General features: G+C 38.2%; 2 protein-coding genes. Both read right to left on the reverse strand.

Features of this window, described 5'->3' with window-relative positions:
• Positions 1 to 125: 125 nt before the first annotated feature.
• Positions 126 to 9,458, reverse strand: coding sequence for an HYR domain-containing protein (locus R3L15_RS04200; protein WP_338733415.1), 9,333 nt, complete (start codon positions 9,456 to 9,458; stop codon positions 126 to 128).
• 244 nt (positions 9,459 to 9,702) lie between these two features.
• A complete protein-coding gene (locus R3L15_RS04205) occupies positions 9,703 to 17,700 on the reverse strand; it encodes an HYR domain-containing protein (protein WP_338733416.1) in 7,998 nt (2,665 codons plus the stop codon).
• Positions 17,701 to 17,796 lie beyond the last annotated feature (96 nt).

Raw genomic sequence — 17,796 nt, forward strand, 5'->3', positions numbered from 1 at the left:
ATACAGAGTTATCTTTTAAATATCTATAAAAAGCAAAAAAAATCGATGAAATGCATTTTTTGAGTAGGGGTTATATAATAAAAGCAGGCCTATTAGCCTGCTTTTATTATATATGTATTTGACTGTTATTGTTTTATCACAATTTTTTTGTTAACTGTAATTTGATTTGTTGTTAGAACCTTAATAATATAGCTGCCTTCAGATATATTATTAACAGGTAATTTAAACTCGTGTCCTAGTGGCGCATTTGTAGAGTTCCATGAACGTACCGTTTGCCCTAGCATATTTACTAAGTATACTTGCTTTGTTTTAAGGTTTTGCGGTGTTTTTACATAAATCTCATCGGTAGATTGTAAGTAGTTAAGAACAATATTATGATGTGTTTCATTAATAACACTTAATGTTTGCTCTTCTTGGAATGTGATAAAAAATCTATCTTGATATATTCCTGCATCTAGGTTAATGTGGAAATTAGCATCGTTAATTCTTGAATAAGTACCTTGAAGCGCATCATAAACAAAAACATCTACACTTTCTTCAAAATTCTCTAGGTCATTTAGAGCAATATCAATTGGTCCTGAAGCTTCTAAATCTATAATAACAGGGTAGATGTTTTCTTCGTTAAAAGCACCCACACCTTGAATAACATATCTTTTACCTTCAATATCAAAAGACATATCATTAGGATAGCTATCAGAATTTTCGGCGTCATAGCCATAATCAAAACCATTGGTTGCAGTGTTATCTGGTGTAAACCCTAATAATAAGGGTCTAACAGCGCCTTCAGGAGAAATAAACTCTAGTCTAACTCGTTTAATAGCATTAGAGTCGGTTGTGTCTTCTGTTTGATTATTGGAATTTTGATCTCTAAAAAATACCGAGCTACCAGAAGTTTCTTTAACAAAAACACGTTGACTATTATGAAATCTTACTTCATTCGATATTTGATCTGCTTGAGCAGCTGAGGTAACAAAGAAACCTTGTCCAACAGGAATATATCTGCCAGGAATATCTAAACTAGCATCGCCTACACCTGCAATATCTGGATGTGCTGTTGCGGGAACACCGCCTATTAAAGAGTAAGTAGCATAACCGCCTTGATAAGCTACAGTAACATGGGTATTATTAGTTGATGATTGCTTCCAAAAATACAATGCGCCATCAATACTACTTGAGGTGCCTGGATTTCCTCCAGGTAAATTATCTTTAATAAACTCATTAGCATCTATAGCAGATGGATATGGGTTTCCAATTAAAGTTTGATTGGTATTAGTTGGACCTGCAGTAACTGTATTGTTTGTAATAGAGCCGTTATTAGGTTGTCCTCTAAAAGAGTAGTTTTGGTTGGCTGTTGCAGCACCACTACCTTTTAATGTGAATCCAAGCCCAACATTAAATGGTACGTTAGGTCCTTTACGTATCCAATCAGGATAATTATTTTCACCACCTTCAGAGAAAGAATAAATCCATCTACTACTTAATGTAACTGGAGATGTAGGACTTGCATTATAAGCATTTGTCCAGTTTACAGGACTATTACCATCGTGTAAAATTTGATTTAATCTATAGGTTTTACCTTCAGATGTGTTTAACGTACCAGTACTGCCACCAGTTGTAACTGGACTTCCCCAATAATTGTAATTAAATGCATTAGAAGATCCTTGTTGGTCAATTTCTAAGTAACCTGAAGCACTATAATCTACATAGCTGTTATTTGTTTGAAATAATTGTGATTCATTTTCTAAATCTAAAATACCGTCTATTTTTAAATATCTTGAAACTAATAAGGAATCGTCGTCAATGGTGTATCTATTACTATCAACTAGTAAACCTAAAACAGCCGTGTTTCTGTTTGAAGTTACATTATGTTGGGTTCTAACAATATTCCAGTTTATAGGTGTATTATTGAGACCATTTGTATTTGGAGTTTGTTGCACATTACCATATAACCAAGTATTAATTGTATCCCAATTACCGTTATTATTAGATATGTAAGGTAGGGGAGCAGTTTCATCTTGCAAAGACGTAATGTTTAATAATGATCCATTAATACTTCCTGAATTAGCTAATAGTACCCCAGCGTTTACATCGCTTGATTGATTCATTTGATAATAAGCATTTAAATCGCTCCAAGCTAAACCAGAAATATCAAGACCTAATACAGAGCCTCTAACATTCACTCCATTTTGTTCAATTTCTTGGTTCATCATTTCCCTAATTTGAGCTGTTGTTAGGGTAACATCCCAAACTCGCAATTCATCCAACCAGCCATTAAAGTGGTTTGTAGGCGTATTGTTATTACGATCCATAGCACCTAATAAGAATCGCATAGTATTTGTGTTAGGAGTACTGCCAGGATTACTATTTAATTCAATACCATCTACATATAGCTTGTAAGTTGTACCATCAAAAGTTACTGCAGTATGGTACCATCTATTGGTCGTAAGTCCAGTAGCAGAGATTTGACCACCACCATTCCATCTAAACGATAAAGTACTGTTGGTCAGTCTTAGATCGTAACCTGTATTAAGATTATTGGCATTTCGTTTTGAGTAAATGGTTTGTAAGCCACTTAAAGCATTGGGCTTAATCCAAGTTTCAATACTAAATGCACTTGTTTGATTGAAGTTATTTTGAAATGAAACAACATCATCAACACCATCAAAATCGATATTAGAGCCACAGTCTGGAAAGGTAACATTTGATATGGTAGCTTGAGAATCACTACAAGGAGAGATGTTATCTATAGTCCAAGTTATATCATATGTGCCACCACTTTCTCCTGTAAAGGTAGCGTTTGGATCATTGATATTGGAAAAGCTGAAGCTATGTCCACTGCTAGAAGTAGCACTCCATTCTCCTGTACTGTTGGCTTGAAGGTCAATAATAGCTGTACAATCTGATATGGTTGTTAAATTAGTTGCAGTAGCGCTAACATAAGGAATAATAGTATAGGTAACACTATCTGAAACATCACTACAAGGTGCAAGAGCCGAATTTGTAGTATAAGTAAGTGTTACATTACCGTTTATAAGATCATTAGCTCCTAAAGTATAGACAGCATTAGGGTTGTTATTGTTAAATGTACCATCACCAGATGATGACCAAGTAGCTGTCGTGCTTCCGCCTAATGTGGCGTTAAGCGTAATGATACCATCTGTTTCACATATTGTAGCATTGGTTCCAGCATCAACAACAGGTAATGGGTTTATTGTAACTAGTTTGTAATCTGTGGCTACACCACAAGGTCCAGCAGGGTTGTTGGTGGTGTATGTTAAGGTTACAGATCCATTCGTTATATCTGTAGCGCTAGGCGTATAAATACCCGCTGAAAAACTTCCCGTACCAGATGTGCTCCAACTTGCCGAAGTGGCACTGCCTCCATAACTTGCACTTGATAATGATACCGTTTCTCCTTCACAAATAGTGACATCGTTTCCTGCATTAACAGTAGCCGATGGATTAATGGTAATGACAACGGTGTCACTAACAGCACCACAAGGTCCAGCAGGATTATTGGTTGTATAGGTAAGTGTTGCACTACCATTTGCAATGTCTGTTGCGCCAGGTGTGTAGACATTTCCTGAGAAACTTCCATCACCAGCAGTAGACCAAGATGCAGAGGTGGCACTTCCGCCGTAGCTTGCCGAGGATAGGGTAACGGACTCGCCTTCGCATATGGTTTGATTAATACCAGCATAAACCGTAGGTAATGGATTAATGGTTACTACCATAGAGTCGCTGTCGCTAGGACATATGCCATCGCTAGGAGTGTTAGTTACTGTAAGTGTCACAGAACCATTAAAAATATCACCAGCACTTGGTGAATATGTGTTACCAGAGAAGTTACCTGACCCAGAAGTTGTCCATGTTACTACAGCGTTTGTTCCTGAATAAGTGGTTGAAGAAAGGTTAACGGTTTCTCCTTCACAAATTGTAATATCGTTAGGAGCGGTCACTGAAATAGGTTCGTTTACAATAACACTTTCTGAAAGTGTATTGACGCAACCAACTCCATTGCTATTAGGTGCATTGGTATATTGAATACTTGTTAAGGTATAAGTCCCAGCACCTAGACCAGGGAACGTTATTGTACCACTAGCACCAATGGTAAATGTACCTGCTGGGTTGCCATTAAAGTTATAGGAAACCGTTGTATTAGGTGTTCCAGTTATTATTACATCATCTCCTCCACAAATGGTAGCTGGATTGGTAATCGTAGCTGTTGGACTTTCAATTACATAAACCTGCATAGTACTTACAATAGGGTCACAAGTTGGATTCCAAACATTATCTGAAATTAAGCTTATGGTAATAATATCTCCAGCTTGTGCGCCAGGAGGAAGTGTATATGTGCTTGTTTCAGAATATAAAGGTCTTGGAGGTGGATCTACCCATGTACCATAACAATTTCCCCAGAAATACAAACCATCACAATAAGGGTCTGGATCATAGGTTCCTACAGGAGAAAAACTTCCACCAGCTCCACTATCAGACCATTCCCATTCGTAGGCTTGTATGCCTCCGACATCTCCATCCATTATAACGGTAGGTGTGCCTTCACACACATAAATATCAGGACCTGCAGAGATAGGAGTGGAAGAATAACTAACTAATACTCTTAAAGAACGGGATGTGGAAGTACCACATGCATTACTTGCTGTTACTGTAATGTTTTGAAAAAATGTAACGGTTCCGGTTATTTCCACCTCTATTTGGTTCGTACCCTGTCCATTAGTTATAGTCATTGAACCTGGCACGTTCCAATTGTAAGTTTCCACATTTGGGTCATCTGCAACATAATAGATAGCTGTACTTATGGGACATCCAAATGAACTAGGGCCATTGATACTTCCTGGTGTTGAAGGAATACCAGAATAAACCGTTATGGTACCGGTGGTAGTGGTAGTATTACAGCTGTTGTTTGCCGTTATGGTGTAGTCGAATGTACCACTTAAACCATTATTAGGGTTTCCATTAATAACTAAATTACCAGTAGTTGAGTTGTAATTGTAATTAACTCCAGCAGGTAACCCTGTTACTGAGACAGATGATGCATTGGAGATATTGAAATTTATGTTTTCAACAGTCCCAATAGGGTTTCCTCCAGTACGACAAACACTTTGATCGGCACTTGTTGAAAGCAGGGTTATGGAAGCATTTGGGTTGACGGTTACGGTGATTGAATCATTATTTTCACAACCATTTACATCAGTTCCTGTGACTGTGTATGTATGAACTCCAACTGATGGTGTCAGGGGCACACCGTTTACAACACCGTTGTCCCACGTATAAGTCGAAGCCCCAGAGCCGGTTAAGGTTAAAGTATCACCTTCACATACAGTAATATTGGTATTACTGCCATTTGCTTGTGCGGTTACTGTAGGTAACGGGTTAACAGTCATAGTCAAGCTCTCAGTTGCTGGCACTGGATTGGCACAAGTAGCATTAGACGTTACATCAACCGATATTATATCTCCATCGTTAATGGTTGACGAACTGTATGAATTGGTGTTTGATCCAACAGGAGTACCATTAAGATACCACTGGTATGTAGGCGATGATCCGCCATTAACAAGTCCAGTAATGAAAAATGTGAGATTATCTCCAGAACACGCTGGATTTGCCGAAGCATTTAAGGTATATGACACAGGTAAGGTTGGATTCACATCCATAGTTATGCTATTGCTAGCAACTGCTGTTGCACAAACGGAAGCATTGGATGTCATTTCTACATAAACCTGGTCGTTGTTTGTTAGCGTATTAGTTGTGTAGGTGCTGTTGTTATTTCCTACTGAACTTCCATTGACAAACCATTCATAATTTGGTGAGCTACCACCGTTATTAGGTGTAGCAGTGAAGGTAACGGCTTCACCATCACAAATAGGGTTGTTATTTACTGAAATATTTACCGATGCACCTTGTGCGGCATCAGTAACAGTAACCGTGGCATTGCAGTTATCAGTATTGCCTGAAGCATCTGTAACCGTTAAAGTCACAGTGTTGTTCCCTATGTCATTGCAATCAAAAGTATCTTGAGATAATGTTATACTTGCAATAGAGCAATTATCAGTAGAACCATTATTAATATCAGATGTAGAAATAGTAGCAAGCCCCGTTGCAGGGTTTAGAGCAACAGTAAAATTTTGACAATTGGCAACAGGAGCTTCATTATCTTCAACAGTAACTAGTTGCGTACACGTTGTTGTGTTACCATTTCCATCGGTTGCTGTCCAAGTAACTGTAGTGTCTCCAATAGGAAAAATACTTGGAGCATCATTGCTATATCCAGCACCACAATTATCGGTTACTGTTGGCGTACCTAAAGCCACACCGCTTGCTGTACACAGTCCTGTATCGGTATTAATAATGATATCTGAAGGACAAGTTATGCTTGGAGGCGTATTGTCAATCACCGTTACGGTCTGAGTACATTGCGCAGAGTTCCCTGAATTATCTGTTACTGTCCAGGTTACGGTTGTATTTCCTAAAGGAAAAGTGCTAGGTGCATTATTTGTTACTGTAGCTACACTACAATTATCATTGGTCGTGGGTGTTCCTAAGGTAACACTAGTTGCTTCACAATTTGCATTGGCATTAACCGTTACCGTTGATGGGCAAGTAATAGTTGGATTTTCGGTATCATTAACGATGACGTCAAATGAGCATGTTGTTGTATTGCCAGCAGTATCTTCAATTTCAAATGTATTTGTTGTTGTGCCAACAGGAAAAGGACTTCCAGAAGATAATCCGGAAATTTGGGTAATAGTAATGGAACCACAGTTATCAGAGCCGGTTGGCATTGTATATGAGACAACAGCAGAACAAAGACCTGAGTCATTAGTTGTCGTTATATTACTAGGACACGATATAGTTGGTGCCGTAGTATCATCAATGACCACATTTTGCGTTTGTGTTGAAGAGTTTCCGTTGCCATCATCATAAGTCCACGTGATGGTGTAAGAACCTTGTGCGTTGTAAGTTAGCGGATCAGTAGTCGTTGCAGTGATGGTTCCCTCACAGTTGTCCGTAGCGGTTGGAGCCGTAATAGTTGCGGAACATTCTGCTGTGATATCAGTTAAACTAGCAACATCAGGTACTGGCGCTGAGATATCGTCCACGATGACGTTTTGTGTGACATCGATATCATTGCCGTTGCCGTCATCAAAGTTCCACGTGATGGTATAAGTTCCTTGTGTGTTGTAAGTTAAAGGATCGGATGTTGTTCCAGAAATGGTCGCGCCACAATTATCGGTAGTTGTAGGAATGGTGGCCGTTGCCGAACATTCACCAGTAACATCGGGAAGCGTAGGTATATCGGGATCGGTCACATCATCAATCTCCACATTTTGCGTTTGTGTTGAAGAGTTTCCGTTGCCATCATCATAAGTCCACGTGATGGTGTAAGAACCTTGTGCGTTGTAAGTTAGCGGATCAGTAGTCGTTGCAGTGATGGTTCCCTCACAGTTGTCCGTTGCGGTAGGAGCCGTAATAGTTGCGGAACATTCTGCTGTGATACCAGTTAAACTAGCAACATCAGGTACTGGCGCTGAGGTATCGTCCACGATGACGTTTTGTGTGACATCGATATCATTGCCGTTGCCGTCATCAAAGTTCCACGTGATGGTATAAGTTCCTTGTGTGTTGTAAGTTAAAGGATCGGATGTTGTTCCAGAAATGGTCGCGCCACAATTATCGGTAGTTGTAGGAATGGTGGCCGTTGCCGAACATTCACCAGTAACATCGGTAAGCGTAGGTATGTCGGGAGTTGTTGTATCATCAATGACCACATTTTGCGTTTGTGTTGAAGAGTTTCCATTACCATCATCATAAGTCCAAGTGATGGTGTAAGAACCTTGTGCGTTGTAAGTGAGCGGATCAGTAGTTGTTGCAGTGATGGTTCCCTCACAGTTGTCCGTTGCTGTTGGAGCGGTTATTGTGGTCGAACATTCTGCTGTGATATCAGCTAAACTAGCAACATCAGGTACTGGCGCTGAGATATCGTCCACGATGACGTTTTGTGTGACATCGATGTCGTTGCCGTTGCCGTCATCAAAGTTCCAAGTGATGGTATAAGTTCCTTGTGTGTTGTAAGTTAAAGGATCGGATGTTGTTCCAGAAATGGTCGCGCCACAATTGTCGGTAGTTGTAGGAATGGTAGCCGTTGCCGAACATTCACCAGTAACATCGGCAAGCGTAGGTATATCGGGATCGGTCACATCATCAATCTCCACATTTTGCGTTTGTGTTGAAGAGTTTCCATTACCATCATCATAAGTCCAAGTGATGGTGTAAGAACCTTGTGCGTTGTAAGTTAGCGGATCAGTAGTCGTTGCAGTGATGGTTCCCTCACAGTTGTCCGTTGCGGTAGGAGCCGTAATAGTTGCGGAACATTCTGCTGTGATACCAGTTAAACTAGCAACATCAGGTACTGGCGCTGAGGTATCGTCCACGATGACGTTTTGTGTGACATCGATGTCGTTGCCGTTGCCGTCATCAAAGTTCCAAGTGATGGTATAAGTTCCTTGTATGTTGTAAGTTAAAGGATCGGATGTTGTTCCAGAAATGGTCGCGCCACAATTATCGGTAGTTGTAGGAATGGTGGCCGTTGCCGAACATTCACCAGTAACATCGGTAAGCGTAGGTATGTCGGGAGTTGTTGTATCATCAATGACCACATTTTGCGTTTGTGTTGAAGAGTTTCCATTACCATCATCATAAGTCCACGTGATGGTGTAAGAACCTTGTGCGTTGTAAGTGAGCGGATCAGTAGTTGTTGCAGTGATGGTTCCCTCACAGTTGTCCGTTGCTGTTGGAGCGGTTATTGTGGTCGAACATTCTGCTGTGATATCAGCTAAACTAGAAACATCAGGTACTGGCGCGGTACTATCATCATAGTTGTAGGTCTGTGGTACAGAAATGGAGTTTCCGTTACCATCATCAAACGTCCAGTTAATAATACTGCTACCACCTTGAACAAAGGTAAGTGTATCTGTTGTTGTGCCTGTAATCATTCCTGTACACGCATCTGTTGTTGTAGGAGCTGTTAGTGTTCCGTTGCAATCGACAGTTATAGGGGATAACGAGGGCGGGGTTGGTGGGGCGTTATCTTCAACGGTCACTGTGAAACTACAGGTGTTTCCAGTTGGTAAACCTGTAGAAGTCACGCGTTCTTCAAAAGTTAATGTGGTTTCACCTAATGGAAAAAAATCTCCAGAGGTCAATCCTGTTCCATCTATTTGAACTATTTCATGAGCAGGGTCATCAGAAGTAGGGATTGTAAAATTGATTATAGCACCACAAGTGTCTGGATCTGTATTTTGAGTAATATCACTCGGACAGCCAATAATATTGAGTTGAGCTGTTTTTGAATCTATTAGTTTTGTATTGGTTGAAATACCATAGCTTACTAAGCTAAATATAATAACAGTTATGATGGATAGGTATATTTTTTTCATAGACCTTCTAGAGTATATTGTTGTTTTACAGTGTATTTGTGAACACTGTAAATGGTTTGCGTTAAAATATGTTGCTATTAGTTGTAAAGGGTGCTAAGGGAGACAAATGTACTGTAATAAGTTTTTGAGTTTAAAAAAAATCGATAAAGCGTTTTTTTATTAGTCGAAGCTATAAATAGCTTTTTATTATATAGCCACATGATAATCATGTGGCTATATACGTATGCTTAATATATGTATGTTATTATTGTTTTATAATAACCTTTTTGTTTACGGAATGATTGTTATTGCTTAAAACTTTAATAATGTAACTACCTTCCGATATGTTTCTTACAGGAATTTTTAGTTCTTGTGATATGGTTTTGTTTGTTGCATTCCAAGTGAAAACGGTTTGTCCTAGTAGGTTGATTAATTGCACCTGTTTTGTTAAAATACCTTGTGGTGTTTTTACATAAATTTCGTTGGTTGATTGTAAATAGTTAACCATGATATTTTGATGGGCTTCATCAATAATACTTAAGGTAGAATCGTTCTCAAAAGTAATATAAAACCTATTGGAATACTCTCCAGAGTCTAGATGCATTTCAAAAGGCATATTATTTATGTTGCTGTAAGTGCCAGTTAAAATATCGTATACAAACACATTTACTTCTTGATTAAAGTTTTCTAATGATTCTAATTCAATTTTAACTAATCCTGTGTGTTCCACGAATATTGAAACCGGGAATTGGTGAGAGGAATCAAAATCACCAACACCTTGAATCGTATATTTTTCGTTTTCAATTAACCATGACATATCACTATTTGTAGATTCGTCTGTATTTCTTCCATCAAAAGCATAATCTACATTGTAAGTTGCAAGGTTGTTAGGTACAAAGCCTAATAATAGTGGTCTTTTCCCATTTTCAGGGCTTAAAAAGTTTAAACGAACTCGTTTTACAGGATCATTACTAAACATCGTGTTTGATGTTGTACTACTTGTATTGTTGGTGTTTGCTTGTCTAATAAAAATTGAGCCATCGTAAGAATCTGCTGTATGAGCTTCTGTTTTATATACACGCTGACTATTTTTAAAAACTACTTCACCATTATTAGTTCCTGCTTCAACATAGAATCCTTGTGCTACAGGAATATATCTTTCTGGAATTTTTGTGCCGTTATTACTTGCAATAAGGTCTGGGTGTTGTACAGCACCTACACCACCAGTAAAGTTAAGAGCAGCATAACCACCTTCGTAAAGTTCTGTAACGTGAGTAGCATTTGATGTATAATGTTCCCAGAAGTATAATGTACCTGTAATACTATTTTGATTATCTAATATAAAAGCTCTACTATCAATTGCTGATGGATAAGGGTTACCAACTAAAGATTGTTGAGAGGCTGTGATTCCTGAAACAATAGTACCATTGTTAGGTTTTCCTACAAAAACATAATTTTGTTCGGTATTACTGGTATTTCCACTACCTTTCATGGTAAACCCTAAACCAATAGGAATACTTCCTGTATTACTTTTATATTCCCAATCGGCATACGAATTAGCAGGATTGTTAACGTAAGCATATAACCATCGTCTACTTACTTGAGCTGGATTACTTGCTGAAGCTGTGTAATTTCCAGTCCAATTTAGGTATCTGTTTATTGGATTATCAACAGTCGTGGTTCCATCTCTTAAAACATCTCCTATGCTAAAGGTGTTTATGGTATTATTATTACTATCTAAAGAAGCATTGTTAGGAGCCACAGGCGATCCCCAATAATTATAATTGAAAGGATTGGTTGTACCTTGTTGATCGCGTTCTAAATACCCTAAACTACTATTGTTAAATATACTTTCGTTAAACTGGTAAGTAGTGTAAACATCTGGAGTTGTGTTATCATTATCATCATTATAATAACTGTAATATCGTTTTTGAATTAATTGCGACTCGCCAACTAAATCTATTTTACCATCAAGATCTAAATAATGAGTTACCCATAACATTTGTCCCGTATTAGTTTCGTCTTGTGGCGACCCTGGATTTGAAACAGTAACTTCGCCATTATTAACGAGTAAGCCTAATAATGTAATGTCTTGGTTGTGAGTTGAAATATTATGAGAAATACTTACAATATTCCAATCTATTGGTTCTCCATTAATTCCATTGCTATTAGGCGTATCCCAAACGTCAAAGAATGTCCAAGTATTATCGGTACCCCAAGATTGGTTAGCAACTCTAGTGGTGTAAGGTAACGGTGCGGTTTGTTGTTGACTGGTGGTAATATTTCTTAATCGACCACTAACACCTTTGTAGGGTGATAAATCCCCACATAATAAGTTCATACGATAATATCCAACCAAGTTACTCCATAATAAAGGGTTATCTTCAATACCATCATTATTTAAATCTGGTCCATAAATTTTAGTTGGTATAACAGTTCCGCCAACATCGCTACCTAACGCAACAATTTCTTGATTCATCATTTGGCGTATATGTTCTACAGATAAGGCTTTATTCCAAATTCTTAACTCATCCAACCATCCATGGAAGTAGTTTATAGGCGTACTTGTTGAGGACGCATCCATAGCTCCTAAAAGAGCTTTGATGTTACTGTCTGACAGTTCTGGAGCTGAACCGTTAGCTGAATCGATAGGAATACCATCTACATATAGTGTATAAAGTGCCCCATCGAAGGTAATAGCAAGATGATACCAACGGTCTGTGTTGATAGTATAACTTCCTGAAGATACAGTGCCAGAATCAACCAGGTTATACCATTTAAATTCAACTATACCATTAACAATGTTTATAGCATAACCATTATTGTTGTTATTGGCGTCTTTTCTAGAAAAAACAGTTTTTGTATTAGTAATAGAATGTGGTTTTACCCATACTTCTATACTAAATGAATTATTTAAATTATAGTTGTTTTTGAAAGATACAAAGTCATTGGTTCCATCAAAATCAACTCTAGGGCAGTCTTTTATGGTAACTGTAATATCATCAAAACAACCATTTGCTAGCGTCCATCTTAAAGTATAAGTTCCTGGATCTGCAGTGAAAGTAGCGTCTGGATCAGAAATACTCGAAAATAACGCATTGGTACCGCAAGATTCAAAACTAGAACTCTCAATAGACCATTGTCCTGTTATTCCAGTACCAGGATAATCTGTGTCTCCAGCAGCAATATCTGGCACCGTATATAGATTGTTAACCCAAGCCCCTTTATTATAGTTTTCGACAGCTGTTATGGTGTTGTCATAAGCGTTTAATTGTAAAGCGTTTTCACCACACTCACTATTTAATGGTGTATAATCTTGACCTGCGTAGGCCAAACTTGTATGAATGTCTATAAAGTTAGTACCATCATTATTATTTGTTCTACAACCGTTAACTAAAGTGGTTACACCAAAAGTTCTAATACCTGGCGTAATAGGTGTTACTGTTGCAGAGGTTCCTACAGCAATAACATTATTATCTTCGTCGGTCCATTCTAGTTCATCATCAACTTGAGCATAAGCAAATCCAACTCTGTCTACAGCCCATCCGCTAGCTAAAGTATTAGCATTATTTCCATTTCCAGAACAATTTATATTATTAGGATTGGGAAATGTAGAGTCTGTAATCGTACCACAGTCGGTATTACTACCATAAAATTTAAACATAACACGTAATCCAGAAAGTCCTGCATATGGGCCTAAGTTTAAAGAAGCGGGTAACATTCTAGGAGATGTTTGCCCAATGCATCTGTTACCTTGGCCAGAGGCTAAAATAACTCCAGATGTGGTTGTTCCTCCAGAAGTAGAATCGAAATCGTAATTTTCAATTGTTGATAGTTGCACAGTATAAGTGGCACCAGAATCGAATGATAACCAAATTTCTCCGCGTCCACCATTACAAAAATAAAAACTAGTTTCAAAGTTTAGTATAGCCTCACTAGACGTCATGCCAATTGTACTAAATACAGGTGTTTCCAAAGTGGTATAATTGGCAACTCCATTGGCCATGGCAAATTTGGTGTTATCATTTGTGTCATAATTTATACCACTGAAAATTCTATTGTTATTAGAGTTAGTTTCTTTCCAAGTAGGCTGGTTAGTGTTGTTTCCGCTGGCAGGGAAATCACCATCTACACCATCTACACGCCAACCATCTGGTTGTGCATAATTAAACTCACCACCTTCTCCAAATTGCCCGTTTGGTTGATCGAAAAAACTTTCGGCGCTAATTGATACAAAGTCATTTAAACAGATATTAAGTTCTGTATGATCTACAATTATTGGTGGTTCATCAGGTGGTAAAAATCGAATATATGCTTCAGCAGAAGTTTGTGTCACAGATGCATTATCAGGATCTTGTAAGACTAATCTAACGAAAGTGTCCATGGTAACATCCAATAGGGTATAAGTAAGTATTCCTGCTGTGTTAGGTATTTGTGTCCATGTTTCACCATTATCGGTTGAGTATTCCCACCATAAAACATCTGATGCTTGTAAATTATAGGTTCCTACAGGATGAAGTGTTAGTTCGATATCTCTTGGATCGCTTAAATCTCCTGGACAAGCCGTTACCTCAATTAGAGAACTAGGAGGTTGTGGGTTGTCTGGTACTGGATTAACAATTTCTCCTGTTAAATGAGTAAATAGATTTTTAGGAGGTTCTACTGTTACGTTTGCTGTACAGGTATTTGTATTGCCATTAGAATCAACAGCCGTTAAAGTTGTTGTTGTAGTATATAATAAGCCATTTGCAGCTTCTGGGAATACACTTGGAGATACCGTTAATGATGCAATCCCGCAAGCATCGTATGAACCATTATCAATATCTGAAGCTTGAATGGTAGCTTCTCTTGTAATGGCATCAATAACGACTACATAATCACTACATAGCATGGTTGGAGCTGTATCATCTACAACCGTAATTGTTGCAGTACAACTATCGCTATTTCCTGCATTGTCGTAAACGGTAAATGTTACGGTATTTGGTCCTACATCACTACAACTAAATGAATTTGGAGTTACTGTCATATTAGCAATACTACAGTTGTCAGTGGATCCATTATTTAAATTAGTAGCGGCAACTGTTATTGTACCATTAGAACTTAACACAGCAGTATAATCTTGACATACTGCAGTAGGGGCTTGATTATCTGAAGGAATAACATCAAAAGTACAAGTACTTGTTCTATTAGAATCATCAACGGCTGTAATGGTAACTGTAACAGCTCCATAAATAACATCGCCTGCAGATGGTGTTTGCGTAATAGTAACATTGTTGTCGCAGTTATCATAAGCACTTACTAAACTTGTATAATCTTGAAGCGTAAAATTACAATTGGTATCATAAGATACATTTTGGTCTCCTATACAGTTTATAATAGGATCTTCATTATCAATTACCGTTATAATTTGATCACACTGCGATGTATTTCCAGCTACATCAGTAGCATGCCATGTTATTGTTGTATTACCAACTGGATAGATATAGGTGTTAGGGTTAATTTCAGACCCATTAATTTCAGCATATACGTCATCAATGCTACAATTATCATTTGCAGTTAATGCCCCCACAAAAGCAGTTGTACTACAATTGCCTGTCCCGTCTTGACTTGTGTTTATAGTAATATCACTAGGACAAGTAATACTTGGGTTTTCATTATCATTAACCGTTACTGTAAACGAACATGTTGTGGAGTTTCCTCCAACATCGGTTATTTGGAATGTATTTGTAGTTGTTCCTACTGGAAAAGCACTGCCAGAAGCTAAACCAGCAATTTGTGTAATACTTTGAATTCCACAATTATCATTACCTGAAGGTGTAGTGTAAGTAACAACTGCAGAACATATACCTATATCATTAGTTGTCGTAATATCACTAGGACAAGTTATAGTAGGATTTGTAATATCAGTAATAACTACATTCTGATTTTGTGTTGAAGTATTTCCATTACCATCCTCATAGGTCCATGTTACAACCGTAGTTCCTTGTGTTGTAATGGGTAAAGTTGCATTATGAGTTACCGTTACAGCAGTACAGTTATCGGTAGCTGATGGCGGCGTTAACGCCGTGACTTCACATTGCGCTGTGATATCACCTAAAGAAGCTACATCAGGTGTTGGCGTAGTGTCATCATTTATAATAACATTCTGATTTTGCGTTGAAGTATTACCATTACCATCTTCATAGGTCCATGTTACAACCGTAGTTCCTTGTGTTGTAATGGGTAAAGAAGCATTATGAATTACCGTTACAGTTGTACAGTTATCGGTAGCTGACGGCGGCGTTAACGCCGTGACTTCACATTGTGCTGTAATATCACCTAAAGAAGCTGTATCAGGCGTTGGCGCAGTATTATCATTTATAATAACATTCTGATTTTGTGTTGAAGTATTACCATTACCATCCTCATAGGTCCATGTTACAACCGTAGTTCCTTGTGTTGTAATGGGTAAAGAAGCATTATGAATTACCGTTACAGTTGTACAGTTATCGGTAGCTGACGGTGGCGTTAACGCCGTGACTTCACATTGTGCTGTAATATCACCTAAAGAAGCCGTATCAGGCGTTGGCGCGGTGTCATCATTTATAATAACATTCTGATTTTGTGTTGAAGTATTACCATTACCATCCTCATAGGTCCATGTTACAACCGTAGTTCCTTGTGTTGTAATGGGTAAAGAAGCATTATGAATTACCGTTACAGTTGTACAGTTATCGGTAGCTGACGGCGGCGTTAACGCCGTGACTTCACATTGTGCTGTAATATCACCTAAAGAAGCTGTATCAGGCGTTGGCGCAGTATTATCATTTATAATAACATTCTGATTTTGTGTTGAAGTATTACCATTACCATCCTCATAGGTCCATGTTACAACCGTAGTTCCTTGTGTTGTAATGGGTAAAGAAGCATTATGAATTACCGTTACAGTTGTACAGTTATCGGTAGCTGACGGTGGCGTTAACGCCGTGACTTCACATTGTGCTGTAATATCACCTAAAGAAGCCGTATCAGGCGTTGGCGCGGTGTCATCATTTATAATAACATTCTGATTTTGTGTTGAAGTATTACCATTACCATCTTCATAGGTCCATGTTACAACCGTAGTTCCTTGTGTTGTAATAGGTAAAGAAGCATTATGAGTTACCGTTACAGCAGTACAGTTATCGGTAGCTGACGGTGGCGTTAATGCCGTGACTTCACATTGTGCTGTAATATCACCTAAAGAAGCCGTATCAGGCGTTGGCGCGGTGTCATCATTTATAATAACATTCTGATTTTGTGTTGAAGTATTACCATTACCATCTTCATAGGTCCATGTTACAACCGTAGTTCCTTGTGTTGTAATAGGTAAAGAAGCATTATGAGTTACCGTTACAGCAGTACAGTTATCGGTAGCTGATGGTGGCGTTAATGCGGTCACTTCACATTGCGCTGTGATATTGCTTAAAGTAGCTGTATCAGGCGTTGGCGGTGTGTTATCAAGTACTGTTACAATAGTGGTACAAGAATCTGTTTGTCCAAGGCTATCTTCGGCTGTAAGTGTGACTGTGACTGGTGTTCCAATATTGGAGCAATCAAAGGTATCGATATCTAGGCTTAGCGTTGGTGTATCAAAATCATCATTAGATCCATCATTAATATCACCAGTTGTAATTGAGGCATTTCCTGAGGCATCTAAATATACAGTTAAGGTGCTAATGCAATTAGCAACAGGTGGGTTATCTGCTCTAAAGGTAGCTGTGTAATTTCCACCACCGTTATTGGAGTAAAGGGTGAAGTCTGTTATATTATCACTATTAGAATCCCCATCTGCATGGGTGTACACTTCAATATAATAATCACCTGAAGGTAATCCATTTCTCAAATCTATATTTGCTGCAGTTGATTGCCATAATTGGTTTTGACAACCAGCACTAGCACCAGGAATACCTGAATTATAAAAAATTTCAGTAGAAGAGAATGCAGGTGGTACTGAGGCTATGGGGTAAACACGATAATTTAGCCATCCGTTTAGAATGTTATCTGAACCACATTTATACGTTTTATTTTCTCCGCCGTTTAATAGTAATTGTTGGCTTTGTGTAAAAATCCCTAGATTATTACTACCGAAGTCGGGATTCCCAGTGGTGGCATCTAAATCGTAATAAGTGTTTCCTGAGCCAGTATCTAAAACAATATAGCTTTCAAATATCCCCGATTGCCCATAAGAGTTATAAAGGGATATGAAAACACACACAATTAGGTGTAGGTAAAACTTTTTCATATCAAACAGTTTTAAGCGTAAGTAGATTGGTAAATTTGATTTTTGCTATTAATCTAACTGTGAGGGAGTAAACAAATATAAAAGAGGTGTGTTATG

Origin of the sequence: Mangrovimonas cancribranchiae (assembly GCF_037126245.1) — a bacterium.
Lineage (GTDB): Bacteria > Bacteroidota > Bacteroidia > Flavobacteriales > Flavobacteriaceae > Mangrovimonas > Mangrovimonas cancribranchiae.

Bases quoted from the DNA above. Each gene is read 5' to 3' on its own strand.
- R3L15_RS04200 (WP_338733415.1), bottom strand. From the start codon at position 9,458: ATGAAAAAAATATACCTATCCATCATAACTGTTATTATATTTAGCTTA.
- R3L15_RS04205 (WP_338733416.1), bottom strand. From the start codon at position 17,700: ATGAAAAAGTTTTACCTACACCTAATTGTGTGTGTTTTCATATCCCTT.